This is a genomic window from Pseudomonas sp. GW823-FHT05G12 (assembly GCF_058795575.1).
This window is the reverse complement of the sequence record NZ_CM179501.1, coordinates 2,374,590-2,396,670: the sequence shown is the minus strand read 5'-3', so window position 1 is coordinate 2,396,670 and position 22,081 is coordinate 2,374,590. Positions and strand designations below refer to the sequence as shown.

Annotated in this window: 18 protein-coding genes; 1 reads left to right on the top strand and 17 read right to left on the bottom strand. The window is 61.4% G+C overall.

Going from position 1 to position 22,081, the window contains the following annotated elements:
- Nucleotides 1–215 precede the first annotated feature (215 nt).
- The 5 genes from AC3RCM_RS10930 to AC3RCM_RS10910 form a co-directional block, all read right to left on the bottom strand.
- Nucleotides 216–1,622, bottom strand: a complete 1,407-nt coding sequence (locus tag AC3RCM_RS10930; protein ID WP_265977768.1) for an amino acid permease — start codon at nucleotides 1,620–1,622, stop codon at nucleotides 216–218.
- 196 nt (nucleotides 1,623–1,818) lie between these two features.
- Nucleotides 1,819–4,071, bottom strand: a complete 2,253-nt coding sequence (locus tag AC3RCM_RS10925; RefSeq protein ID WP_492629601.1) for an ATP-binding protein — start codon at nucleotides 4,069–4,071, stop codon at nucleotides 1,819–1,821.
- On the bottom strand, nucleotides 4,068–4,850 hold the full coding sequence (locus tag AC3RCM_RS10920) for a substrate-binding periplasmic protein (protein WP_003256136.1): 783 nt from the start codon (nucleotides 4,848–4,850) through the stop codon (nucleotides 4,068–4,070). The genes AC3RCM_RS10925 and AC3RCM_RS10920 overlap by 4 nt, the downstream gene beginning before the upstream one ends.
- The gene (locus AC3RCM_RS10915; protein WP_003256139.1) at nucleotides 4,847–5,563 is read right to left on the bottom strand and encodes a response regulator; all 717 of its coding nucleotides are present in this window, start codon (nucleotides 5,561–5,563) and stop codon (nucleotides 4,847–4,849) included. Before AC3RCM_RS10915 ends, AC3RCM_RS10920 begins: the two co-directional genes overlap by 4 nt.
- 74 nt (nucleotides 5,564–5,637) lie before the next feature.
- On the bottom strand, nucleotides 5,638–6,282 hold the full coding sequence (locus AC3RCM_RS10910) for a TetR family transcriptional regulator C-terminal domain-containing protein (protein WP_064493056.1): 645 nt from the start codon (nucleotides 6,280–6,282) through the stop codon (nucleotides 5,638–5,640).
- Between the two features lie 116 nt (nucleotides 6,283–6,398).
- On the opposite strand from AC3RCM_RS10910, the gene AC3RCM_RS10905 reads away from it, so the two are divergent.
- The gene (locus tag AC3RCM_RS10905) at nucleotides 6,399–7,145 is read left to right on the top strand and encodes an enoyl-CoA hydratase-related protein (RefSeq protein ID WP_064493055.1); all 747 of its coding nucleotides are present in this window, start codon (nucleotides 6,399–6,401) and stop codon (nucleotides 7,143–7,145) included.
- Between the two features lie 72 nt (nucleotides 7,146–7,217).
- On the opposite strand, the gene AC3RCM_RS10900 is transcribed toward AC3RCM_RS10905, so the two are convergent.
- From AC3RCM_RS10900 to AC3RCM_RS10845, 12 genes are all read right to left on the bottom strand, one after another.
- Nucleotides 7,218–8,384 carry an OmpA family protein gene (locus AC3RCM_RS10900; protein ID WP_492629600.1) on the bottom strand — a complete coding sequence of 389 codons (1,167 nt, stop codon included), beginning with the start codon at nucleotides 8,382–8,384 and terminating at the stop codon, nucleotides 7,218–7,220.
- A 21-nt stretch (nucleotides 8,385–8,405) separates the two neighbouring features.
- On the bottom strand, nucleotides 8,406–8,846 hold the full coding sequence (gene tssE, locus AC3RCM_RS10895) for a type VI secretion system baseplate subunit TssE (RefSeq protein WP_004576432.1): 441 nt from the start codon (nucleotides 8,844–8,846) through the stop codon (nucleotides 8,406–8,408).
- Between the two features lie 4 nt (nucleotides 8,847–8,850).
- Entirely contained in the window at nucleotides 8,851–9,387 is a 537-nt protein-coding gene (gene tssJ, locus AC3RCM_RS10890) for a type VI secretion system lipoprotein TssJ (protein WP_004576431.1), read from the bottom strand.
- Nucleotides 9,368–10,465: a type VI secretion system baseplate subunit TssG gene (gene tssG, locus AC3RCM_RS10885; RefSeq protein ID WP_492629599.1), complete on the bottom strand. Its 1,098-nt coding sequence runs from the start codon at nucleotides 10,463–10,465 to the stop codon at nucleotides 9,368–9,370. The genes tssJ and tssG overlap by 20 nt, the downstream gene beginning before the upstream one ends.
- Nucleotides 10,429–12,198 (bottom strand): type VI secretion system baseplate subunit TssF, encoded by a 1,770-nt coding sequence (gene tssF / locus AC3RCM_RS10880; protein WP_492629598.1) that lies wholly within the window; start codon nucleotides 12,196–12,198, stop codon nucleotides 10,429–10,431. Before tssF ends, tssG begins: the two co-directional genes overlap by 37 nt.
- A 23-nt stretch (nucleotides 12,199–12,221) precedes the next feature.
- The gene (gene tssA / locus AC3RCM_RS10875; protein WP_457250621.1) at nucleotides 12,222–13,808 is read right to left on the bottom strand and encodes a type VI secretion system protein TssA; all 1,587 of its coding nucleotides are present in this window, start codon (nucleotides 13,806–13,808) and stop codon (nucleotides 12,222–12,224) included.
- Nucleotides 13,805–17,056, bottom strand: a complete 3,252-nt coding sequence (locus AC3RCM_RS10870; RefSeq protein ID WP_492629686.1) for an ImcF-related family protein — start codon at nucleotides 17,054–17,056, stop codon at nucleotides 13,805–13,807. Before AC3RCM_RS10870 ends, tssA begins: the two co-directional genes overlap by 4 nt.
- Nucleotides 17,057–17,105: 49 nt before the next feature.
- Nucleotides 17,106–18,077 (bottom strand): hypothetical protein, encoded by a 972-nt coding sequence (locus AC3RCM_RS10865; protein WP_492629597.1) that lies wholly within the window; start codon nucleotides 18,075–18,077, stop codon nucleotides 17,106–17,108.
- A gap of 158 nt (nucleotides 18,078–18,235) precedes the next feature.
- Complete coding sequence (locus AC3RCM_RS10860) at nucleotides 18,236–18,493, bottom strand: PAAR domain-containing protein (protein ID WP_104887809.1); 258 nt, start codon at nucleotides 18,491–18,493, stop codon at nucleotides 18,236–18,238.
- Nucleotides 18,494–18,495: 2 nt separating this feature from the next.
- On the bottom strand, nucleotides 18,496–18,987 hold the full coding sequence (tli1a, locus tag AC3RCM_RS10855; protein ID WP_409322159.1) for a Tli1a family immunity protein: 492 nt from the start codon (nucleotides 18,985–18,987) through the stop codon (nucleotides 18,496–18,498).
- Nucleotides 18,988–19,136: 149 nt separating this feature from the next.
- Nucleotides 19,137–19,631 (bottom strand): Tli1a family immunity protein, encoded by a 495-nt coding sequence (gene tli1a / locus AC3RCM_RS10850; RefSeq protein WP_104887890.1) that lies wholly within the window; start codon nucleotides 19,629–19,631, stop codon nucleotides 19,137–19,139.
- Nucleotides 19,632–19,692: 61 nt separating this feature from the next.
- Entirely contained in the window at nucleotides 19,693–22,041 is a 2,349-nt protein-coding gene (locus tag AC3RCM_RS10845; RefSeq protein WP_492629596.1) for a T6SS phospholipase effector Tle1-like catalytic domain-containing protein, read from the bottom strand.
- Nucleotides 22,042–22,081: the final 40 nt, after the last annotated feature.

Sequence of the window (22,081 nt, the reverse complement as noted above, 5' to 3'; positions counted from 1 at the left end):
GGTTTTGGAGGGCTTGACGAGGAAGATACTAAACGAGTGTTCAACAAGACGGGATGGGCTGTTACAACTTCGCACAACTCGGTGTTTGGCGTTACACAAGGGCGTTCGTCGTGACGGCTTTATGGCCTGTGAGATCGCGCGCCGCGCGGGCGGTGCTCGATCTCACAGGTGCTGAACATGCAGCGATTGACACCCGCCGGCGACGAGCTGCGGCGTCAAATCCCTGGTGCGCTGGGTGCGAAGGCCCCCTGCCGGCGGCGGTTGACGAAGAAGTACGCCGCATAGCACAGGGCAATGAAGCCAAAGCCCCAATACAGCGACGGTCGTTGGGTTTCATCCAGCGCCAGGAACACGAACAGCGAGCTGCACAGGGTGATGCACAGCAGCGGCACCAGCGGGTACAGCGGCGCCTTGTACTTCAGGTCCTGCAGTTGCCCGCCGTCGCGCAGCCAGGCCTTGCGGAAGCGGTACTGCGCCAGGGCGATGACGATCCAGGTCACGGTGCCGGACATACCGCTTACCGCCATCAGCACCATGAACAGCGTGTCAGCCGCAACGAAGCTGGTCATCAGCGAAATCAGCGCAAAGCACAGGGTGATGCTGAGCGCCCGCAGCGGCACGCCACGCTTGCTCAGCGGCGACAGGCTTTTCGGTGCCATGCCAGTCTTGGACATGGCCCAGAGGATGCGCGTGGAGGCATACAACCCGGAGTTGCCCACCGAGAGGATGGCCGTGAGGATGACGAAGTTCATCAAGTCGGCGGCGTAAGGGATGCCGACCATATCGAACACCTGCACGAACGGGCTTTCCATCAGCCCGGCCTGCTCGTGCGGCACAATGGCCGACAGCACGGCAATCGCCAGCACATAGAAGATCAGCACGCGGAACACCACATTGCGCACCGCCCGCGGGATGCTTTTTTCCGGGTGCTCGGTCTCACCGGCAGCCACCCCCATGATTTCGCAGCCCTGGAAGGCATAGACCACGGTCATCATCACCGCGAACACTGCCGACAGGCCATGGGGGAACAGCGACTCGCCCACCAGGTTGTTCAGCATCGGTGCGGGTGCCCCGCTGCTCAGGGGGATGGCACCGAAGATCACCAGCAGGCCAATGACGATGAAGCCGAGGATGGTTGCCACCTTGATGCCCGAGAACCAGTACTCGGCCTCGCCAAAGGCACGCGTGGCCAGGGCGTTGAGGCCGAACAGCACCACCACGAACAGCGCCGACCAGTACCAGATCGGCACCTCCGGGAACCAGCGGGTCATCAACATGCCGGCAGCGGTGAACTCCAGGCCTACGGTGGTGGCCCAGCTCATCCAGTACACCCAGCCGATCATGAAGCCGGTGGCCGGGCCAATGTACTTAGTGGCGTGGGCCTGGAACGAACCGGACACCGGCATCTGCACCGACAGCTCACCCAGGCAGACCATCACCAGGTACATCAGCAAGCCCGCCACCAGGTAAGCCAGGATCGCGCCCACCGGCCCACCCTGATTGATGGTTACGCCCGAGCCCATGAACAGGCCGGTTCCAATAACCCCACCCAGCGACAACATGAAGATGTGCCGGCTTTTCAGGGCGCGGGTGAGCTGGATCTTTTCAACGTTGTCAGTCATGGCACACCTCGCCTTTGCGGCCGGTGCGTGGGAGGGTTCGAATGAGGGGCTGAGCGCTACGGCATGTCATTATTCTTGTCTCCAATAAGCCTCATGGACCGTGTGCAACACGGTTGCCATGGATTATTGGAAACGGATGTAAGACGCCGTTGTACGAACGGATCGAAGATGTAAAAAGTCGTAAGTTTTTTGTACGTCAGCTCTGGATCAACTGTTCCAGGGTCGCACGGGCCTGGCCGAGCTGGCTTGCCAGTGGCTCGGCCAGTGCGTTCAGCGCCTGCCCATCATGCTGGCGGGCGGCGTCTTCCAGGCGTCGCAACAGCGCAGCCAGGCCAGAAAAACCCAGGGAGTCGCAACTGCCGGCCAGGCGATGGGCCAGGTGCAGCACCTCGGTAAAGTCCTGGGCCGGCAGCGCCTCGGCCAACGCCGTGGCGTGCTGCTCCAGTGACTGGCGCAACACATTCAGCAGGCCCTGCAGCTTCTGCTCGCCCAGCAGCGAGCGGTGGGTGGCCAGCAGCGACCAGTCCATGTTTGCGTCAATACCGGCCTCTTCAGTCGGCGTTGCGTCGGCCAGCGCCTGGCGCAGGTTGGCCAGCCGCAGGGGCTTGGCCAGCACACCTTGCATGCCGGCTTCCAGATAATCCGACAGTTGCCCCGGTTGCACGCCAGCGGTCAGCGCCACTATCCGGCTGTGGTGGTTAGGCCCGGGGGTGGCGCGAAGCTGCCGGCACAGTTCCACCCCGCTCATGCCGGGCAGGTGAACGTCCAGTAGGATCAGGTCGAAGCGCCGCTGTGCGCACAACTGCAGGGCCTGCCCGGCATCCTCGGCAAAGCTCACCCGGTGGCCATCGCGCACCAGCAGGCCGCTCGCCACCTCACGGTTCAGCGCGACGTCCTCGACCACCAGGATATCCAGGCTGGCGCTGACCGACTGGGCCGGGGTATTGGCCGCAACCGGCTGCCCAAGGGCGATGTCGAGTTCGAACCAGAAGCAGCTGCCCTGCCCTTGTACACTGTCCAGGCCAATGCAGCCCCCCAGCTTTTCCACCAGGTGCTTGCAGATCGCCAGTCCCAGACCGGTGCCGCCGTAGCGGCGTGCCACGGCCTCGCTGGCCTGGACGAAGCGGTCGAAGATTTTTGCCTGTACGGCCGGCTCGATGCCGATGCCATTGTCACTGACCGACACCCGCAGGCGCTGCGTGGTCGCCTCGCTGACCAGCACCTGCACCTTGAGCCGCACCTGGCCGTGCTCGGTGAATTTGATGGCATTGGCCAGCAGGTTGCTGAGCACCTGACGCAGGTACTGCTCGGCGCCGTGCTGGTAACCGGCTAATTGCTCATCAATCTCCAGATGCAGTGTGTCGCCGTTGCCCGCGGCCATGGGTTCGAGCAGCGCCAGCACTTCCTGGCACAACTGGCGCAGCGAAAAGCCGACCAGCTCGGCGCGGCTCTCACCTTCTTCGAGCCGGGCGAAATACAGCACTTCGTTGAGAATCGCCAACAGCCCCTCGCCGGCCTTGTACAAGGCTTCCAGGCGCTGACGGTCGGCCGCTTCCAGCCCGCCACCGCGTAGCAGCTCGGCCATGCCCAGGATACCGTTGAGCGGGGTGCGCAGTTCGTGGCTCATGGTCGCCAGGAAGCGTGACTTGGCCAGGTTGGCGGCCTCGGCGTCATCCTTGGCCCGGGCCAGGCTGGCGGTACGTCGTTCGACCATGGCCTGCAGTTCGTCGCGCTTGTCTTGCAACGCCAGGCGGTCGCGCTCGCGGCGTTCAATGTCGCTGAGGATGGCGCGGCGCATATCGTCCAGGGCATTGGCCACCGTGTCGATCTCGTCAGGGCGCGATGAACGGCGGCGCCCCAGGCGCAACGGTTCCTGCCATTGGCCGGCGCCAATACGCCGGGCGAACTCGGCCATCACTTGCAGATGGCGGGTGACCAGGCGATAGAACAGCCCCGACAGCGCCACTGCCAGGCCACACAAGAACACGCCCATCCACAGCAGGCTGGCAAGGCCGGTGGCATACAACCGATGGTGCACCGCACCCAAGTCGATACTCACTTCAAGCTCACCCAGGTGCCTGGCGGGGCCCGAGGGGGGCTGATAATCCAGAGGGAAGCGCTCGATGCGCAGCGGCCCCTTGGGTTCGGCCTCCCCTCGCAGCAGTTGAAAATCATCGCTAACCAAGCGCACCCGGGCCACGTCGGAAAAATCCACCAGGCCGCGCAATTGCGTATCCAGCTGCGCCTCGTCCAAGTCCCACAGGCTGCGCTCCAGGCTGGCGAGGTAGCCTGCGCGGATCAACGCCATGCGCGCCTCGATGTCGCGCATCTCGCGGCGGTATTCGAAATACAGCTGCACGCTACTGGCCAGTACGGTAAAGCACAGGCTGAACAACAGGATGAACCGCAGCAGGCGGCGCAGCAGGCCATCGGTGTGCAGGCGAATCATCGGGCATCTGCCGGCAGGTTGATCATGTCGCGGTAGGTGACCTCGCTCTGCTCCAGCCAGCGCGCGATCTCGCCAGCCTGGTTCATGCGCCGCAACTGCGCGTCGATTTCGTCCATGTGCTGGCTCAGGGGTGATTGCCGCGATACGGCTACCCGCAGGTAGTCCACGCTCAGCGCGCTGGGCAATACGCGGATGTCCTGCGCGCCGGGCAGGTGCTCGATGAACAGTTGGCCGGTGCGCCGCTCCTGGATTACGTAGTCGATGCGCCCGCGGATCAGCTTGCCGAAATTCTGCTGACTGGACGATACCCGCTCGATGTTCTGGTGGCGGGCGACGAAGCGGTCGAATTCGGCGCCGTAGCTTTCGCCGTACAACAGGCCGCCACGGTAACCCGCCAGGTCCTCCAGCTGCTGGAACTGCACCGGTCGCTTGCGGTTGTAGAACACGGCCACTTCCTCGCGCACCACCGGCTCCGTGGAAAAACGCATGCGCTGGTCACGTTGGTCGCTGTTGTAGGCCAGGACCACGTCCACCCGCCCGGCGGCGGCATCCATCAGGCAGCGCTTCCAGTTGCCCAGCACCACGGTTTGCACCTCGTAGCCCATGCGCGCGAACAGTTCGCGCACCACGGTGGGGGCCAGGCCGCGCACCTGGTGGCCGTCGCTCCAGGAAATGGGCGGGTACACCGGGTAGTCACAGTAACGCACGGGCTCACTGGCACTGGCGTGCAGGGTGGGCAACGTCAAGGCCAGCGCCAACTGCCAGGCGCGAGGAATCATGCTGCCACGCTGGCGGTGAACAGGTAGCCGGTGCCGTGAATGGTGATGATCAACTGCGGTTCGGCCGGGTCGTCATGCAGCTTGCGCCGCAGGCGGCCGACCAGCACGTCGATGGAGCGGTCGTTGGGCACCCACTCGCGGTTGCGAATCTGGTCCATCAACTGGTCGCGGCTGAGGGTGTGGCCGCTGTTGCGCAGGAACACGCTGAGCAACTGGAACTCGCCGTGGGTCAGCAGGGTTTGCCCGCCACGGGCGTCGATCAGGCGCCGGCGGTCGGTATCCAGTGCCCAGTCGGCGAACTGCTTCAGCGATTGCGCGCAGGCCGGGGCGGGGTGCGCCTCGCGGGCATGGCGTACGCGGCGGATCAGGTTTTTCGCCCGGGACACCAGCTCGCGGGGGTTGAGTGGTTTGATCACGTAGTCATCTGCACCGCATTCCAGGCCAACGATGCGGTCTATGTCGTCATTGCGCCCGGTGACGAGGATGATGCCAACCTCCGAGCGCACCCGCAGTTCGCGGGTCAGGGTGAGGCCGTCCTTGCCGGGCAGGCGGATGTCCAGCAGCACCAGGTCGACATCCTGGCTGGCAAGCAGGGCTTCGGCCCTTTCCGCGGTGTCGGCGCAGTGTACGTCGTAGCCCTCCTGGGACAGGTAGGCCTGCAGCAAGTCACGAATAAGCGGATCGTCATCGACGATCAATACCCGAGGCGTCATTGCGTGTTGTCTCTTTTTTATTGGTGTTGTTCTACACACTCGCGACAGCAGCGTACTCGTTACTGAACAGGTGATCAACAGCCCGCGGACAGGCTGAAGCGCCTCCGGCCACCGGCCTGCAGGCCATCGACCCAGGCCTCGCAGATGATCACGCCCTGCTCGGGGGTGAAGGTGCCGGGGTTCAGGCCCGACTCCAGCCACAGGCCGTCGAGCAAGGCGCTCAGGCTGATGGCCGCCAGGTCGGCATCGAAGCCTTGCCAGCCCTCCTCCTCGGCCAGTCTGGCCAGCAGCTGGCCAAGTTCGTTGCGGTACTCGCCGTAGGAGTGGTCGTGCACCTGGTTGATCGCGTCGGCGGTCTTCACCGCGCCCCAGAAGGCCAGCCAGGCATCGAGCAATTGCGGGTCGAGCAGCTCGGCGCAGAACGAGGCACGGAAAAACGCCGACAACCGCTCGCGGGCATTGGGCGCAGCTTGGGCCATGGCCTCGCGCAACAGGCCCATCACCCGACCGGTGACGGCCATGTAAGCCTCTGCCACCAGTTCGTCCTTGCCGGCGTAATGGTGGCTGATCAGCCCGACCGAGACCCCGGCCTCAGCCGAGATCTTGCGGATCGAAGCCCCCTGGAAACCATGGCGCTTGAGGCACACCAGGGTCGCCTCGACCAGGTTGGCTTTGCGCAATTCCGGCAGCATGCGGTGGTAGCGGGCTTCCTGAGTCATCGGTGGGTCTCTGGTTAGGGGCTGGACTGAACGACTGTACAACAAGCCGGACTGCGTGATAAACCCTAAGCGCCACTGCCCGTCAGGGCCCCCTCACAACAATAAAAGCGGCTGCCATGAACGACCTGATCACACGCGAGCTGGACCAAGGCCTGCTGACCCTGGCCTTCAACCGCCCCGACAAGCTCAATGCCCTGAACACTGCCATGTACCAGCTGCTGGGCGACCTGTTGCTGGCGGCAGGTGAAGACCCCGCTGTCGATGCCATCATCATCACCGGTGGGCCGCACTGCTTCAGCGCTGGCAACGACCTTCGCGACTTCCTCGACAACCCGCCCAGCGACCTGGACAGCCCGGTATTCCGCCTGATGCGGGTGGTCATGGGCCTGGACAAGCCGCTGATCGCAGCGGTCAGTGGTGCGGCGATCGGCATCGGGGCCACCCTGTTGCTGCACTGCGACCAGGTGCTGGTCAGCCGCTCGACCAAGCTGCGCATGCCTTTCGCGCCGCTGGGTGTGTGCCCGGAGTTTGGTTCCAGCCTGCTGCTGCCGCGTGTGCTTGGCCAGGCCCGGGCGGCACGCTTGCTGCTGACCAATGCATTGCTGGATGGCGAACAGATGCTGGCCTGGGGGCTGGCCAATGAGCTGCATGAAAACGGCGAACAGTGCCTGGACGCTGCCCGCACGCTGGCGCGGCAGCTGCAAGGCTACCCGCAGGCGGCACTGCGGATCAGCAAGCGGCTGCTCAAGGACAGCCAGCGGGCGGAGCTGGAGGCCACGGTGGCGCGGGAAAGCCGACTGTTCATCGAATGCTTGCGTACTGAAGAAGCGCGGGCAGTGCTGCGAGGGATGATCAAGGATTGAAAGGGTGACTCGACCCTTTCGCGGCACAAGACCGCGCTGAAAGGGAGCGGCGGCATCGACGGGATATTGGGGTTAGATGCTATCGCTACGCGGCTCAACGCGAATGTCATCGCTCTCCCCCCCGCACGCACTGCTCTGCGGCAATAGCCGGATGTCCACACGACGATTCTCCGCCCGCCCATCGAATGTGTGGTTGCTGCTGACCGGCTGGCTGGCCGCGACACCTTGAACAGCAAAACAACTGTCCTGGATATCCCCCATCCGTTGCATCCAGTCGCGCACGGCTGAAGCACGGGCACGGGACAGGTCGAGATTCTTGGCCGCGTCACCCCGTGCATCCGCATGCCCGGAGATAACAATCAGCCAACCCGGTTGAGCCTTGATGCCAACCAGTGCGTTTATCAGCAGTTTGGTTGAACCGGGCTTCAGTTCGGCACTGCCCGGATCAAACAGATTCAGACTGTCGAGTTGGATCGGCTCAGGCGTGGGCGGCTCTTTGACTTGCCTGGATGCCCATTCTTGCCAGCCCAGCCACCCCACAAAGACACTGGTGACCGTCAGTGTCAGCAACCACGGCAACACCGCGCGTTTCTGCGCCGCTGGTTCAACTACAAAGGTGTAAGTCGGTGGTGCTGAGACAACCGCAGCGATCGGAGGGCTAAGCGCTGGCTCGGCTGGTGATGCCCATGGTTGCAACGGAAGCGGCATCGGCACGTCCCTGCTTCCCGACATCCGCTGCATCACGCTACTGATCTGCTGTCGAAACACCTTCAGCGAAGCCAAGGAAGCATGGCCAAGCCGCTCCAAACGGTGCTCAAGCCGCCCCAGCTCAACGATCAGTTCCCTCAGCGTCGCCAGACTCGATCCGCCCCATTCCAGCATTCGAACCAGGGGATGTAGCTGAGCAAACAACCAGGCGATGAGCTCGATCCGAGCTGAAGCCTGCACCGGCCACAAGCGCGGCCACTCGTCCGTGAGAGTGGCGAGCAATGCCACCCCCTCGGTCAAACCAGCGAGCCCCGTACGGTAGCTACGCGCCAGGATAAAGGACACTGCGGTCTGCAGCTCCACCCCGTTCCGTTCGAAGAGCCTCAAGCACAACGCTTCAACTTTTGCCCAGTCAACGTCAGGACACGCAGGATGATCAAGCTTGGCCAACTCGCCGCGCAACACGTTGAACTCATCAAAACTGCCTGGGTCGCCGCCCAAGCGAATCCGCATTTCAAAAAGCGCCGTCATCTGGCCTCCTTGTCCGTAGGTCTATAGCTTGGCGAGATAGCCTTCCTGTTTCAGGTGACGTACAACCACCCTCCCGTCAGGTGCAAGCGTGGTCCCAAAGGTGGCGCGGCCACCGCCCTTGATGCGTACATCGAGTGCGTATTCCAAATGGCCGGGCCGTCGCTGCGGCACCAGCTCGATGCGTACTTCTGCGAGCCGCGGCTCATACCTGCGCAACGTGCTCACGATGTCATTCATCAAACCATGGGCCGAGGCCGGCAACCCTTGAAGAACCGTGCCCATATCCGGCAAGCCATAGTCCGGCAGATGCGCGAGTGTGCCGGCCCGGCTGTTTAGAATCCGCTGAAGGTTGTCCAGAACCGAAAGCGTCAGTTGATCATCATCACTGACCCGATCCAGCTCCAACTCGCCGCTGAAATTCTGCAGCAGCGTTTCGTAAAGCGAAGGGCTTGGTTCGATCATGTGCTCAGTCCTCGCTGCGCGGCCGCAACTTCAAGCGGTTATCACCCAACTCGACAACCCTGGGCTGGTCCGGATCGAGGTCATCACGCTGCAAGGTCAAACGCCACGCGTCTTGCTCCATGTCCGGATTTCGGAACAACGCAATCACGGCAATGTACTGAGCCTCCCTATGCAAAGGCGTGCTGAGCTGAGCCGCCTCACCAGGTTTGACCACTACGGCTTTTTCGCTCAACAGGTCGCCCCCCAGCACGCGCTCGCCGTGGCTGACCAGATCGTCGTAAGTTGCCTTGTCCAGAGCCTTGTGATCCCGCAACTGGTAGACACGCACCAGCACCGAAACGGACAACCCACTCATCTCCATGCTGTCGGTATTCATCGCTGACCGGCCGGTGAAATCCAGATGCAATGTTTTGACTTGCTTGTAGAAAACCGCACGGGCCGTGGAAGCCGTACCCTCCACAACCTTCTGGGTGAGGCCGCAGCCGCCCAGCAGTGTCACCAGCGCCACGACCGTGAAGCGTTTAGAAGCGGTACGCCACATGCGATACCTCCCTGTCGCAAGGATTCAGTTGTAGGCCTTGATAGCGGCCCAGGTTGACTGTGATGGTGTCGGTGTTGGCTGTAGCCTCTTCACCGGTCGGCAACCCCAGTACTGCCGTCATTCCCAACCTGACTTGCGCACGGCCCAGTACCGGCACGGGCAGCAGACGCAGCGGAATCGACAGCTGTAGCTTGGCCGTACAGCGCCACCCCAGGTACACCTCCAGCAGCACCCGCAAGTCGAGCAGCAACTGCCCCCCAGGAAGCCACTCGCGCGCCTCTTCCGGATCATTGGTGTGCAGCAACAGGCGCAACTGGCTGTTCGCATCCGTTCCGACAGCGCCTAGCGGCATGCCTTGGGAAAGACTTACCGGGCTTTTCGTTTCCAGGCTGGCTGGTCGCTCAAGCACGACACGTTGCGGCCAATGCCCGGTGACATGTGCCTCCGTGCTCGGCGCCAGCAGCTTGACCAACGCGCCAATGCCCTCAGCGTTGCGGGTCGGCAAGCGCATCACGCTGAGCAATGCCAAAAAGCGAGACATGGGCGTGGCGATACGCTCGGCAGTACCGGGTACTCCAAGGCCGATCAAGCCCAACAGGCACTGTGAAGTCGCATCGCTACCGCCCGCCTCAAAGGTGGCGGGATACGAGTATTTGCGCCAGACCCGATAGAACTGGGTGAATACCCGGTGGTTGAAGATATCGAGAAACGCCTCTACAGCTTCGTGGCCCTCACGGCGCTGGGCGATGTCGTCCAGGTAGGCCGTTGGCAGCGGCGAATCGACACCATACAAACCAAGTAGCCGAGTTCGTATCGTAATAGGGCGTTCGGGACAGGCGTCGTCGAACTCTATGGCCTTCAGCTCACTGGCGGGAAAGCCCATGCCTGGGTCGGGCCGAAAGCGGACCCCGTCATCAACCGGGTGTGCGGTACTGCCCAGCGGTGGGTGATCGACCAGTACCTGCTCGAGCAACTGGCAGACGCGATACACGTTGGCCGAGGCAACCTGCCCCTCCAGCACCTGCAAAAGCCCTTCTGCCTTCAGCCTGGAATACGCTGACTGTGATGTTCGCTCCATCGCAGGCACCTCCCCGTCGGTTGCAGGATCAACGTCAGTTGCGTGCACAAGTGAATGTCGGCATACAGCGCGAAGAACCGGCTGAGCATTTCACCGAACAGGCAGATGTCCCCCTCCCCCGAAAAACCATTGCTGTCGAGCGTCACCTCGATATCCACGCCGCGCAGCAAGAACCCTTTTTCGAACCGCTGGATAAGGTGATGCTTGACCTCAACGATGGCCTCCAAGCGACGGCGATTGGTTTCGCTACCCGTCCACTCGTACAACGCCAGCGTGCCACGCAGCACTTCAGCACTATTGAGCATGGGCAAGAAGTTCGAGCCCAGGTGGCTCAGTACCCGCCAGTGGAACCGGTCACGATTCGGCGGATAACATGGCAGCGTGGGTGAGGTCAGGTTGCGCACCTGCAGCCCCGCCTGGGTGGATTGCGCGGCCGCGTCGAGCAATGTACTGCGCAGGGCCTTGCGCGGCAGTTGGCCATTGGTCCCGGTAAGGCGCAGTGACAGGCTTTTGCGCTTGAGCAGCACATCCTTGTCAAAGCCTTCCCCGCCCAGGATCAGCCAGGTGTCATGAAGACCATTGGCGCCCTGCCTGAGGCGGGTATGAAAATACCGCTCGGGGGCTTCATCGCGGAGCATGCCACCCTTGTGGCGAAAGCTGCTGAAAGGCACGTAGTCCTGACGGACACTGTTCTTGGAACCGGACACCCTGTCCACGGAATAGATTTCCGTGTGCCCGTCCTGCAGCCGCATCGGGCGAAGCAGGTACTCGTTCTGCAGCGGGTCCAGGTTGAGCGGGTCCGCATCCAGCGGGAACAAATTGATCACGGGGACCGCGTGTAAACGGATGTGCTCCTCGTTGGGCGTGAAGGCATGCGACCATGCTTCACACAGCACGACATCAAGCTCGAACCAAGTAGCGCCCAGTGGCAATGACAACGACTCCAAACCGCACAGCGTCACGAACATGAATTTCTCGCGGAAGGTGAAGTACTCAAGCAGCAGCTGGTAGCCGCTGAACGCACTATCACCTTTGGGCCAAAGACGGTCATCATCGGCGAAGCCCTTGGGCTTGAAATGGCCTTCAAGTGTTTGGCGTTCTGCCTCGCCCGGCATACGCACATATAACGCCTGTACCTTCAAAGTCAGTGCTTGATGCAGTGCACTGGCCAATGCGGCATCGGCGTTCAGGTACAGCGGTATCTGAGCAAGATCCAGCCGGCTCCAATCTGCCATTTCCCCGCACAAGAAACGCAAACGCAGCACCGCGCGCCCATCAGGCTCGTGATCAAGACGCACGGTGTCGAGCGTGAGCGGCTGAAGCGGCAGGTCCTGTGTCGTGGAGTAGCGGCAGCGGGTACGTTGCGGACACACTGGCTGAGACAACACCTGAAACCCCCTGGCAATGGATTCGGTGCCTTTCATCTGGCTGACATCAGGCATGAGCTCAACGATTGCCAGCGAGGGGATAGTGCGCAGGTAGTGTGGCCAGAGCAGGCTGACCAGCCCTTCGGTCAGTTCGGGCAAATCGTCGTCCAGTTTTTCGCGCAGGCGCCCCATCAAGAACGCGAAGCCTTCGAACAGGCGCTCCACATAGGGGTCCTGCGCCCCAGGTTTATTCAGGTTCAGCTGCGCCGCGCGGTCCGGAAACGCCTGGGCAAATTCTTTACCGGCTTCACGCAGGTAGCGCATCTCGGCATCAAAGTACCGTAGGGTTGGGTTGTCCTTGCTCAAAACAGGATCCTGATCAATGTGAGTTAGCTGCACAGCACCGCAGCGCGTACCGGGTCAATGGCTACCAGCGCCGCCAGCTGTTGCTCCATCTGCCGCGCCAGGGCTGGCCGATCGGCATCGTTGCGCTGGGCTTTCAAACGCAGCAGCTTGAGCAACCGCGCCTTGACCTCAAAGATCAACTCTGGCTCCCAGTCGGTCAGTGCGTGGTGGTGCGCGGTGGTATCCAGTTCAGTGAACAAATGAATGGCCAGTTCGGCCTTGCCGTACTGCTCGGCCACCCGGGCCATCAGCAGGCGCAGCAACCAGCGTTGCCGCCCGGCCTGCGTATCGGGTCGGTTTGCAAGCCACGCCAGCGCTTGCTCGACACCCTCAGCATCGGCTTGCGCCAGTGCCTCAGGTTCCAGCGCAAGGATTTCGCAGGTTGCCGTGGTGGTTGCCGAGGCTGCAGCAGGCAGCCATTGCGCGGAGCGGCTGTCGCTGACGTGCTGGTTGATCCACTCGCGTGTGGTTTCATCCGCGAAAGCCGAGCCATCGTTCCAATACAGCATGTCCAGCCCAGGCAAGCGCTGCAGCAGCATGTTCAGGTCATGTTTGACGATGGCTGCCCAGCTACTGTGCGGATGGGGTGATTTGCTCAAGGCCTGATGCAGATGCCATTGCAGGTCCAACCAGAAATGGTTGACGCCCTCGGCATACATCCGCTCGGCCTGGTCGATCAACTCACTCCAGCGTTGCTGCACGTGCAGGCGTTTTAACTGGGCACGGTATTCACCGCGCGGGGGCGCCAGCCGGGTAATGCCCTGTGCGTCCTGCGGTGGTACCTGGTGCACGGTGTCCCAGCGCAGGCTCTTCATCAGCCGATGGGCGGCCAGCCAGCCCTCAGGTTGGTCACGCAGGTAGTTCGCCAACTGACGGCCACTGTCCAGCAGCTCTCGCCCGGACTTGATCGGCGACGACTTCGGGCTGCTGGCAGTGTCGTTCGGCGCTGATTCGTTACTGGTCTGCGGAACAATCGCGTCCACGCCGCCCGCCACTGCCAGGCGGGCAGACAGCGCGGTGTAAAGGCCATCCAGGCGTGGCCGATGGTCTTCTGGCCAGGTGCCAAAGCCCTGCTCCAGCCACATCAGTGCTGCCACGGTGCGCTGGGCCTCGGCCTTGACCACCTGGGGATACAACGACAGGCTAGCCAGCACCCGGTTACCGGACAGCCACTCCAAGGCCATTTTCCGGCTGTTGGGACGCGTTGGCAGGATGTCCGTAGCGTAGCGCTCCAGCAACGCGGCCAGCAGGTTCAAGCCGTCTGCCAGCCCTGGCTCCCCATCCGTGTGCAGGCGGGCCCAGAGGTAGTACGTCGCGACGCGCAGGTCTTTGCAGGAATTTTGAAGCAGCCTCTGCCCAAGCTGTGCGACTAGGTCTACATCAGCCCCGGAGAGCCGGTTGACCTCTTCGCGCATGCGCTGAAAATCGTCGTCATAGCCAGGGTCCTCACCGACAGGCGCGTCAGCGCTGATGGGGGACAACCAGGCTTCCCAGCGTTGCCCGTGCTCTCGGGCCAAGGCGATGGCATCACGCTCCGGCAGGCAGCTTGCGTCCAGGCTTTTCAGAGTCATTGCGGGCCTCCGTTCTGCGCGTAACGCGCATCGTCCACAAGGAAGATGTCCCTGGGCAGGCGGAAGCTGCGCAACTTGAGCAATGCCAGCGGGCCTTCAGCCAGCTCGGTACGCAGGTGCCACGTCAGGCCGAGGCCGTCCGGCGCACTTAGCACCACCCGAAAACGGCTGTCGCCGTCATCCAGTGGGGTGACATTGGCCTCCTCCAGCAGGCGTATCAAACCCCAGGTACCCTGGTAGTCCGCATACAGCCGTTCTCCGCCATGCACGCTGGTCCAGGTCAGGCTGATGCCCGGGTGGTTACCCAGCCCTGGCCAGCGAAAGCGCTGCCAGCGCTCACGCTGGTTGAAGTAATGATGCTTCTCGCCGTTGAGCACGAAGCTGGTCTGCACCACGTCCTGCACGGGTTTGCCCCGCAGTTCGAAGCTCATGCCCATGCCGCCGTCGGTGTACAGCACATCCGCCAATTGGCTGAGTTGGTTGATTGCCTCCAGAAAGGCCGGGTTGAAGCGCAAGCCCTGACTCTGGCGGGGATCGATCACCCAGCGACTCCCCTCTTTGCGCACAAGCCCATTGAGCTGCTGGTGCAGAAACTGCTCGATGCGCCCGGAGTCGGCGCGAATCATCTGCCCGAGCATGGGCAGGGATGCATCACTGCTAGAGGCAACAAAGGGGTAACGGTTGTCGAATGCGCCGTGCCACTCATCGACGATGGCGCGCTGCCAATCCCGGTTGAGGCCTGCCGATGAAGGCTGCAGGATCTGCTGCCAGGCCTGCGCCAGTGGTTGCACGAACAACGCATGGGCCACAGGGCCCCACTCGGCGCCCAGGCTCGCGGCAATCAGGTTGCCGTAGGACTGCGCGTCAGTAAGATCGACGCCCTTGCCTTGAAACACGGACTGCGCGAGCGCTTGTGTCATGGCCTGCGGGTCTGGGGCATTGGTGATCTGCTGCAGCTTCAGCCGCACGCTGGTGACGCGCGTGAGAAAGGCTTGCAGGCTTAAATGGTCGCTGCCGGATCGGCCTTCGGGATCTTTGCCGAGCAAGGCCATCAGCGGGCCGAACGTGCTGTCGAGTGGGCCGCCAGGCACTTGAGCCAGCTGATCAACCATCGGTGCTGCTTTTTGCCCCACCAGCTTCTGCGCCGATTCGATCAGTGAGTCAGCCAAAGCCTGGCCACGGACACCCGCCTGCCCTTGGTAACTCAGGGTGTTCATCAGGGCGATCAAAGGCGACTGGCGTGCATCGCTCATCACCGTCAGCTGGGTGATCACATCATGCAGAGTGGTACTCTGCTGCCAGCGCAGGCTATTGAGAAAGGCCAGCCAAGCGCTGCTGTAATCCCGAAAATAGCGCGCGGTCAGCCGCGCTTTCAGTTGCTCAGGGCTCAGCTCGCCCCCCACATCACCCACATTGTCGCTCAATACCCAGTCGATCTCTTCACGACGCGCCTTAGCGGCGTCATCAATGGCCGAACGTACCTGACCCTCCCAAGCTTCGCGGGTGAACACTCCGGGGACTTGCTCGCGACTGGTGAACAGGGAGGTCGCATCAGTGTCACCGACCATCTGCTGCAAGCCCATGGGCGGATAGTGGTTCGCCGCAGTGTCGAGGACGTGCTGGTACAGCGCGGCTTCCGCGTTGCGCTGCCCCAACTCGCCGAGCAGCACCTGGCGAACCTGACCAATCAGTCTGGGATTGGCCTTGATCGCCCATTCCGGATGATCAGGCAAATGCTCAGCGTAGAACCGCCACATGGCAGGCTGGTTTGCACCCACACTATCGACCAGGAAATCTGCATCGGCCTTTTCCGGGCGGGCCAGCATCAGGTAGGCCTTGAGCTGATCATAGGCCTGCTGCGCTCTCTCGGCGCGGGCCGGGCTACCCGGTGCGAGCTTGACCAGCGCGGTGAGTTGTCTCTCCAAGTCGGATGCGGCCGGGCCCCGAAGAAGGCGGTCATTGGCCTCGACATACAGCGGCCACACCGCCTCACGCAGGTCATTGGAGCGGTTCAGGCCAAAGCGTTGATACCAGGGTGCTCCGTGCTCGCCACGGTAGTCCAGACGGGACAATTCACGAACCAACTCGGCCAGGGCGTGCGCTGGATCACTAGCGGCCTCGGGCTGTTGTAGCGCTCGGTACGCAGCTTCCACTCGGCCGACTTCGACACGGTTGCTGGTGAATGAAACCAACAAGCCAATGCCCCAGACAGCTGCAAGCCCGAGCGCGGAGGTGTAGACGATTCTCAGCGGATTCCAACCAAATCTGCGAGGTCTAGCCGAACGGTCGTTGAGAATTCCAGACCAAGCGGGGTCGTCAGGCCAGTAGTGTTCGATTGCCGTCGCCGATTCTGACCTATGAACTGGCAAACTAAACCACAAACCACGAAGCTGGACGCCTCGTATGGCCCTTCCTGAGAGGGACTTGAGCACGCGATACCATCGATCAGCACCGTCAACCTGCAAATCACGAGCAAGCCGCAGAAGAAAGTCGTGAGCTGTCTGACCTTGAATCTGCGCTAGACCCTGCTCGCGCAGCTGCTGTTGCAAGTTACCTAGACACTCAGCCAGTTGGACTGCGGTGAACCGGGATGATAACTGGCAGCCCACCCCCCGCACGTCACGGGCTGGCTGTGCCCAGTCGCTGTCGCAGACCTGCCACACATGCAGAGATAGACTCCAGCCTAATAGCCGGGCCAGCTCCTGTAACCTGTTGACAATGCCGCCAAAAGAGGCGCTATCGCTGTACTGAGCTTGGTTCACCACCCAGATGGTGCCATGCAGCCCTCCTCTGTGGCCTAGCGTGCACCATTGTTCTATCAAGGCTTTATCGATAGTGGTCTGTACACTTCCCCCCCAGAGCAGAACATCATCCTTTCCCATCAGCCACAGCTGGCGCGTCAGGCCGGGGGCGACCGCTTCGACTTCGGTTGGCTCACCAACAACGACATACAACCGGACTCGTCGCCGCCAGAACTGACCATAGTGCTGCCGTAAATGCGTCTGGATTTGGGCATTCACATCCGGGAATCCAGCCTCGACCTCCAGATCAGTCGGGTGCACCCTAGGATGATGCACAAGCCCCCGGATCCCGTGCAGCACTCCCCGCCATACGAGCACCGATGTTACGAAAAGCAGTCCCCAAGAAATCAGCCCCTTGAAGAGCAGGTCCACGAGTGAAGTCCGACTGCTCGGCTGCCCTGCCCATAACCACCAGGCCGCCCCACAGGCGGTGACAAATACAGCCATCATTACAGCGAGTAAAAATACCGTTCGCCAAGCAGATACTTGTTGTGATTCAGCTACCTGATTCATGGGGCCGCACAATTCCAAGGGTCAAGATGAAATGAGGGTCTGAAGCCAGCCATGCGCAGGGCACGCCATGCTGCTTGACGTACCAAGCGGCGAGGGTCTGCACGACCATTGCTTCAAGTTGGTTCAACGCGCCAAAATTGGCGTCCTGAACGTTGGTCTTAGCATTCCAGCCGATTGTGGCCAGCCCAGGTACGTCAGGCTGAGAGAACGACAAGCAGATCTGCGCCGGAGCCTCCAGCAGGCTTTGCTTAACGGCCCGTTGGGCAACGGTCGCCAGGTCATCGTCTGCCTGCGAGAACCACTCGCCACAAGAAAAGGCCACGTCTCCTTCAGCGCCAAGTAGCCATAGCACTGCGGCCTCGCCTGCCGGCAAAGAACTTGCACGATCAGGTGAGGAACTCTGACAACCGGCACAGAGCACACGCGCACCATCAGGAACCCTTTGCAACTGATCGATGATCGCGTCAAGGCTAAGAATCCCATCCCATGTCTGAGGATATTCAGGCAGGTGCACATCAGGACAGCACTGCGCCATCTGCTCGACGAATGCACGCCAGGCTGCCTGCGAGCCATGCCAGTAACAGCTTGATGGGGTCAAGCGCTGATCGGTGCCACGCTGTACTCCCCACTTCAGTGCGAGCAGCGTTGCCAGTTCTTGCTCCCGCTGCTTCGCGTCGCGTCCAAACACCTGGAGCAAACGAAGCGCGAAGCCTTCACCCGTCTCCCGTGCCACGGGTGGCTGCTTCGAAGGGTCTAGCAAGCCGTCCAGATCCTCCGGGCTACTGCACGAAGCACTCAGCAGAACCGACTCGACCAGCGCAGCTTTCTGGCGATGCTGTGCCCACCAGGCCCGCTGTTCCCGCTCCACCGCTTCGCCATAGCACTGGGCGTTGTGGCGGTTGAATCGGAAATAAAGCACATGAAACAAGAATGCCAGTATGCCTGCGAGCAACATGCCTCCCACCGTGAAGGCGAAAAGGTGCGGTGCAACTAGGGAGGGCGGCAGGGCCCTTCCGATGCCGAGCAATGCCAACAACCCTACTGCCCCTGCAAACCAGCGCCAATAGCGAGGCTCAGGCACCAGTGGATAGGGTGCAAACTCCGTAGTCCTCTTCATGAAGCAGCCAGTACATCGGGCATGGAACTGACTAGGCTACAGCCGCAAGCACAGCGGTCAGCGTGCAGTGCCACCGGGCAACCGTCGATTTCGACGAGGTCACTGCCTTCGGCAATCACCGTCAGCCCATGCAGGTTGCAGCGCACAGCGTCTCCCTGGCAGGCAATCGGCTGGCCGTCGCACAGATAGTGCCCTTCGAGGACCTCGCCGCCCGCCTCCCGCAAGCTGTCACCCTTTCTAATGAAGGCGTTCATCACTATTGCTCCTTCTGGTCAGTGCTTTTGGCAGGACATGACTGCGGCTCCGGCAGTTCCAGCGCGGTTTTAATCGGGTACTCGGGGCTACCGTAGCCGTAACAGGAAGTGGTGACCTGAAGCTCATCACAGGGAAGGAAATGCACAGTGATGCCACAGACTTTCTGGCCGGAGTAGTCAGGTACAGGGACAAATTTCTGGTGACTGCGCTTTTGTGCCTCGATTTGTTCTAACCAAGCGTCATACTTCGCCTCATCCGCAAATCCAGGAAATCCTTTTGTGCCTCCTACTCCGGTTTCCCAATCGACCCGTACCGTCATCCCTGGCCGCCACTGCGGCGGAACGGTGTAGCAGCACCCTCCACCGCCGCCTTGATACGGCCCAATAATGTCAACGGCTGAACGGCCATCGACGCTGAACCGGTTGATTGCCCAATGGGTGTGGTTGACCCCATAAATGCTGCTCGCACTGGCTACCGTAACGCTCACGAACATCGCCACAGTGCCGAGGGCAAGGTCCAATACACGGCGCCGCATGAGCTTGCCTGCACGTTTTGCTTTGACTGGCTGCACGCCTCTGTGCCCTTCGAGCACCTCGCCGCCTGCCTCCCGTAAGCTGTCACCCTTTCTAATGAACGCGTGCATTACTGCTCCTCCTGCCGGTCACTGCTTTTGGCAGGGCATGACTGCGGCTCTGGCAATTGCAGCGGGGTTTTGATCGGATACTCGGGGCTGCCGTAGGCGTAACAGGAGGTAGTGACCTGAATCTCATCGCAAGGCAGAAAATGCACTGTGATGCCGCAGACTTTCTGATTGGTGTAGTCGGGGATGGGAACGAGTTTGCTGTGTTGGCGTTTTTCAGCCTCGACTTTGCTAACCCAATCCAAATATTTAGACCAATCAGCGAACCCTGGATATTCGTCAGCTAAAGCGCTCATGCCGCTAGCGCCAGTTTCCCAATCAACCCTCACGGTAGACCCAGGCTTCCATTGCTCAGGTACGGTGTAGCAACATCCACCACCGCCACCCTGATGCGCACCAATAATGTCGATCCCGGATCGCCCATCCACACTGAAACGATTGATCGCCCAGTGGGTATGGTTGATGGCTTCGATGGTGCTAGCGGATGCAACAGGCATAAGCCCATTCGTGACCGCACTCGTGACAGCGAGCATGCAGAGCAAAATCCGACAAGTCGTATCAGCCATTGATGCCCTTCCCCCCCGTCACATTGACGTAGTGCGACCTCCACTGCTCGTCAATTTCTTTCTGTGCCTTGGCCAGGCGTTGGGTGTCCTGCCCTAGCGGCTCGCTAAAGTCATCATTCCCCAGCGCAAGGGCCGCGTTGTTATCGGCCTGAATGCCTGGCGCGGGTATCAGGACCAAGTCTCGACGGTTGGCCTCACCGAAGAACACCATGCGTTCACTGAAGTAGCTGCCCCACGGTTCCCGTCCGACCGCAACCGGTATGCCCTTGTAGGTAGCATTGAACACGGCATGGAGAAACCAGGCGCGTGAGTCATGCACTTGGTCGTCGAACAGAGCGCGTAGCAGGCCCTCGGGCTGCGCGCTGTTGCGCAGTTCGTCCACTTCGCCCCGGTGGTCTTCGCGGGTATGGTTTTGTTGGCCTAGCGGAGGGGGAAACAGCTGGCTGACCTTGGCACGCCCACCAGCCTTCATACGCTTGCGTTCAGCGATCGTGTCGGCGCTCTTCAGGTAGGTAATCAGCGCGGGGATGTTCACCCAGCGTGCACGTCGGAAAAAAGTCAGGTAGGGGTCGCTGTCGAGGTCGCGGTAAATCCTGCCGAACTCTTCGGCGGCCTCGCGCAGTTGAGTCTTCGACTTATCGGGGTCGAAGTCCTTGATGCCCGGTTCCAGCGGCATTTTGGGGGCGCCGCGACGCTGTTGGAGCTCTCGTCGCTTGATAACCTCGGCCTGCTTTTGGTTCCGCTCGACTTCGGCATTTCGTCGGGCTTCATCAGTGTTGTGTGCATCTGTGGCGGCACGGAAAAAGTCCGTGGCCTCCAAGCTGCGGAAGGCATAGCGATCGATACGCCAAGCGGTCAGCCACTCCATCTGGTTACGCAGAGCGTCTTCTAGGGAGACGGTGGCGGGAAGGGGTTGATACTGCTCGATTAGACCTCGCTCCGGTTGATCGGATGCAGAACATAATTCAATGGTTACTTGCCTCCATGCGTTGAACCGACGAATTAGCTCTGGGGCAATGGCGAACTCTCTTTCACTTTGCAGATCCAGAACTCTCCAATAGTCCCTCAACTCCATAGGCAATACCGTTTTCGGAACTTTAAAAGGAGCTCCGTAAGCAAACGCATGGCTATAGAGATCGTTTAATGCGATTTGAGAAAGCAGCAAACCATCCCCAACCCGACTATCCGAGCTAATAGCCTTCCCCTGATCCCCCGGCGGATACCCTCCACCCTGATCCGAATGCACTCCGGGATAGATCACCTCCACGCTGTTTGCCGGGTAGCTGCCATCCTCCCGGCGGATAGAATCCAACGGAAAGCTCAACCGTTGCTCATGGCTGGCGACGATATGCAGGCAACGTTTGAGCAGAGCCCCCGAAGGCAACGCCTGACTACTATCGCCCCAGCCCATATGCCCAGTAGGCCCCGGCGCGATATCGGCCAGCCCCACCGACACCACCGTGTCCAACAGCCCCAAGTATTCCACACTGACTGGCAGCTTCCGCTTCCCCACGATGAGCCCCGGAGTCGATTCAGCTGGCGCCAACAACTCATTCAGCCAGTTAACGAACGCCCGCGCCGAGGCCGCGCCCCGCGAAAATCCATAAACGTACAACCGCACTCCCAACAGCTTGGGCTGAGCCGCCGAAGTACCCTCTAGAGCGATCTCCAAGGTCCGCTCTATTGCACTTAGTTGTTCTTGAAACTTCCCGCGTCGATTCAACCGGCCTTTGATCCACTCGGTGCCGGGCAACGTCCCCATAGCTTTAACGGTGGTCTTGAGCGCCGCGTTGTCCAAACGCGGCAGCCCGAGCGCCCGACGCAGCGCATCGATGATCATCAGCAGGCCCCAGTTGATCCGCTCTTCGCCACGTAGAGCGAACGCGAGGCCTTCGGTGGTGTAGTCCAGGTCGCCTACCTCCGGAAACGGCGTGCCCACTCCAGGCATGTAGTACTTGTAGTAATCACCGTTGGCAGTGCCCGCCGCGTCGGTCAGGCCGTTCGCTCGACCGCTGCGGTGGGCCGTGCCGCCGACATGGCCCGCGCCGATCGTGGCGCGGAACAAGCGGGCAATGTTGGTCGGGTGCGGCACGGCGGATTCGAACAAGTCGTTGTTCAGGTTGTTACCGGTTCCGTCGAAGAACAGGCTGATATGCAAGGTCCTGCTGCACGGCGGCGGCAATCGGTAGCCGGCAACTAGACACAGACTATCCTGGTGGTCACGCTCCGGCTTATGCCGTAGCCACAGGTTGCGCTGCACCTGCTCGACACGCTGGGGCAGGCGACCTTGCACCGGGAACTGGGGCGGCAGCCAAACGGAGGTTTTGCTTTTTTTGGACATGACTTAGGCTCCTGGCCATGCAATGGGCCTCGATAGAACG

Coding starts and splice junctions, on each gene's coding strand:
- AC3RCM_RS10930 (WP_265977768.1), bottom strand. CDS start 1,622: ATGACTGACAACGTTGAAAAGATCCAGCTCACCCGCGCCCTGAAAAGC.
- AC3RCM_RS10920 (WP_003256136.1), bottom strand. CDS start 4,850: ATGATTCCTCGCGCCTGGCAGTTGGCGCTGGCCTTGACGTTGCCCACC.
- AC3RCM_RS10860 (WP_104887809.1), bottom strand. CDS start 18,493: ATGAACGCCTTCATTAGAAAGGGTGACAGCTTGCGGGAGGCGGGCGGC.
- AC3RCM_RS10845 (WP_492629596.1), bottom strand. CDS start 22,041: ATGTCCAAAAAAAGCAAAACCTCCGTTTGGCTGCCGCCCCAGTTCCCG.
- tli1a (WP_409322159.1), bottom strand. CDS start 18,987: ATGTTCGTGAGCGTTACGGTAGCCAGTGCGAGCAGCATTTATGGGGTC.
- AC3RCM_RS10870 (WP_492629686.1), bottom strand. CDS start 17,056: ATGGCTGTATTTGTCACCGCCTGTGGGGCGGCCTGGTGGTTATGGGCA.
- tssE (WP_004576432.1), bottom strand. CDS start 8,846: ATGATCGAACCAAGCCCTTCGCTTTACGAAACGCTGCTGCAGAATTTC.
- AC3RCM_RS10910 (WP_064493056.1), bottom strand. CDS start 6,282: ATGACTCAGGAAGCCCGCTACCACCGCATGCTGCCGGAATTGCGCAAA.
- tssJ (WP_004576431.1), bottom strand. CDS start 9,387: ATGTGGCGTACCGCTTCTAAACGCTTCACGGTCGTGGCGCTGGTGACA.
- tssG (WP_492629599.1), bottom strand. CDS start 10,465: ATGGAGCGAACATCACAGTCAGCGTATTCCAGGCTGAAGGCAGAAGGG.
- AC3RCM_RS10865 (WP_492629597.1), bottom strand. CDS start 18,077: ATGTTGCTCGCAGGCATACTGGCATTCTTGTTTCATGTGCTTTATTTC.
- AC3RCM_RS10925 (WP_492629601.1), bottom strand. CDS start 4,071: ATGATTCGCCTGCACACCGATGGCCTGCTGCGCCGCCTGCTGCGGTTC.
- AC3RCM_RS10905 (WP_064493055.1), top strand. CDS start 6,399: ATGAACGACCTGATCACACGCGAGCTGGACCAAGGCCTGCTGACCCTG.
- AC3RCM_RS10900 (WP_492629600.1), bottom strand. CDS start 8,384: ATGACGGCGCTTTTTGAAATGCGGATTCGCTTGGGCGGCGACCCAGGC.
- tssA (WP_457250621.1), bottom strand. CDS start 13,808: ATGACTCTGAAAAGCCTGGACGCAAGCTGCCTGCCGGAGCGTGATGCC.
- tli1a (WP_104887890.1), bottom strand. CDS start 19,631: ATGCCTGTTGCATCCGCTAGCACCATCGAAGCCATCAACCATACCCAC.
- AC3RCM_RS10915 (WP_003256139.1), bottom strand. CDS start 5,563: ATGACGCCTCGGGTATTGATCGTCGATGACGATCCGCTTATTCGTGAC.